Origin of the sequence: Campylobacter concisus (assembly GCF_002165815.1) — a bacterium.
Classification (GTDB): Bacteria; Campylobacterota; Campylobacteria; order Campylobacterales; family Campylobacteraceae; genus Campylobacter_A; species Campylobacter_A concisus_BH.
This window is the reverse complement of the sequence record NZ_NDYN01000019.1, coordinates 1-2,842: the sequence shown is the minus strand read 5'-3', so window position 1 is coordinate 2,842 and position 2,842 is coordinate 1. Positions and strand designations below refer to the sequence as shown.

Sequence of the window (2,842 nt, the reverse complement as noted above, 5' to 3'; positions counted from 1 at the left end):
TTTATTCTCTTTGTCAGAGATCTTACCATCTTCGTTAGTGTCTTCTGGGAATTTGATAGATGGGTTGCTTGGTTGGCGAGTTAGTTCTGAATCATATACCAAGTTTGCAAAATTACCTTCGCTCTCGTTGCCGACTTTATCTACTATCCTATAAGCTGGACTTTGTGCTCCATTGCCTTTTGGTAGATCCATAACAAAGCCGTCTCTCTCAACAAAACCTTTTGTGATATCATCATTAGTTATGATTGCAGCATTTTGCCACTTAGCATTTTTTCCATATACTTGTAGCGTATCGCCAGCTTTTACACTAATGCCGTCAGTTGGGATCTCAACCACCCAGTGAAGTTTGCCATCTGTTAAGGCTTTTGCCTCTTCTACGCTTAGGACCTCATTGTTATTTAAATCTTCCTTAAATTTAACTTTTGGTGTGCCAACAGTTGTATCAACTTCTAGCGCAGAAGTTGCTTCGCTAGTGTTGCCAGCTGCATCTGTAACCACAGCTTTTATGACGTGAACACGACCAACAAGATCTGCTAGTGGCTCTTTATAGTCGCTTGGCTTAAATTCCCAGTTGCCGTTCTTATCAGCTGTAGTTCTACCTATCTCTTTATTAGTATCATAGATAACCACTTCTTGATTTGCATCAGCTTTACCTTTGATAGTTGGAGTGTTGTCATTTGTCGAAGTACCTGCAACGTTGTCTTTATATGTACCGCCTGGTACGTTGTCAATAATTCCTGTGATCTGAACGTTAGGAGCTGTAAAGTCTGAACTTATGCTCTCTTTTACCACTTCACTTGCATTGCCCGCTTGATCAACGATCTTAGCTGTTACTGTTGAAGTCTTACCATCAACTACTGGTACTTTAACCTCTATGTAGCCTGCTACTCTGTCATTGTAAGTTATAGTATGTGTTTTTTCCTCACCATTTACAGTGTAGTGGATCACATCATTTTCTACTGCATCACCTGGAACAGAAATTTGAGCTGTTGTGCTAGCATCGTCACCATCTTTGCCGTTCTCAGCTTTATTGAGCTTGCCATCTTTTTTATTGATATCTTCAATAAATATGATTGTTGGCTCAGACGGAGCTACTAGGTCGACATTAACTATCACTGCTTCTGAGAAGTCCGAGATATTTCCTGCTTTATCTTGTGCTCTTGTAGTGTATTGATACTCGCCATCTCCTAGTTCAGGTAGTTCAAATTTCCAACCACCATGTTTATCAGCTGTGACTGTTCCTATAGCTGTTTTTTCGCCATTTAACTCACTAATTTCATATATAGTTACTACTGAGTTAGGCTCAGCATATCCCTCAAGAGTTGGTGTGCTGTCATTTGTTAGAGCAACTTTTGTTTTAACGTCTAAAACGTTGCCAGTTTTGCTATCTACATTGTCATTTACAGCATCTATTACAGGAGCATCTGCTGTTGCATCTACATCTAGTTCAACCTTAGGTGTGATTGATTTATTACCTGCGCTATCAGTAGCATGTGCTTCGAAGTAGTGTAGGCCATCACCCATAGCTTCAGTTGGAGTAAAGCTCCATTTGCCATTAGCGTCAGCTACTGTTTTACCAACTAGAGTTTTTTCTGTAGTTGTTAAGAAGCTCTCATAAATTTCTACTGTTGCACCAGCTGCTGCACTACCTTTGAATGTTGGTAGATTATCGTTTGTTAGACCATTTTTAACATCACCATTTACTACACCACCATCTACGTCATCATAAATTTCGTCGATTGTTACTTGAGTTGTAGCATGAGTATGGATGATATCATTACCTGTTACTGCACTACCTTTACCAGTGTTGCCAGCTTCATCAATGATCTCTACTTTTACTTTATCACCTGGGTTTAGTGGTTTAGTAGTATCTATAACAAATTTGCCATCTCCACCTACTTTACCTTCACCAATTACATTACCAGCTTCATCTTTAACAATAACCTTAGCATCTTGTGTATCAGAGCTACCATCTACTCTACCTTTTTCTGGAGTGTTATCAGCTGGGTTGCTAATATCTAGTGGGCTTACTTTTAGGTTTTCAACACTTGGAGCTGTTGCATCTACATCTAGTTCAACCTTAGGTGTGATTGATTTATTACCTGCGCTATCAGTAGCATGTGCTTCGAAGTAGTGTAGGCCATCACCCATAGCTTCAGTTGGAGTAAAGCTCCATTTGCCATTAGCGTCAGCTACTGTTTTACCAACTAGAGTTTTTTCTGTAGTTGTTAAGAAGCTCTCATAAATTTCTACTGTTGCACCAGCTGCTGCACTACCTTTGAATGTTGGTAGATTATCGTTTGTTAGACCATTTTTAACATCACCATTTACTACACCACCATCTACGTCATCATAAATTTCGTCGATTGTTACTTGAACGGTAGAAGAAGCCTCAGTGATATCTTTTGAAATTTCCTCGCTTGGCTTGCTTGGGTTGTTTGGATTGATGATCTCGGCTGTTATAGTTGTCTTATCGCCTGTTTTGATATCAACTGAAATTTCAACCTTACCATTTTCGATATCTTTATCTGTGATCACGTGCTCTTTTGGAGTATCGCTATTATCTTTTACGATTAGTTTATCGCCTGGTTTTACGCTGCCATCTTTTGGTATAGAAATTTCAGCTGTTGTTTTACCAACCTCTTTATCACCATCTTCATTCTCTTTATTAGAGATCTTACCATCTTTATTAACGTCTTCTAGGAAGTTAATATCTAGTGGCGAGCTCGGTGTTCTTGAGAATTCGCCATCAAGTGTAAGCGTAGCTTTTGATGAGTCGCTAATATTGCCAGCATCATCAGCAAATCTATACTCTGGAGTCTCATATTTACCATTTCTTAGT

1 protein-coding gene is annotated in these 2,842 nt (G+C 39.2%); it reads right to left on the bottom strand.

The window, feature by feature from the left end; genetic code table 11:
• On the bottom strand, positions 1 to 2,842 hold a 2,842-nt coding region (locus tag B9N65_RS10700), incomplete at both ends, for an Ig-like domain-containing protein (protein WP_219336886.1).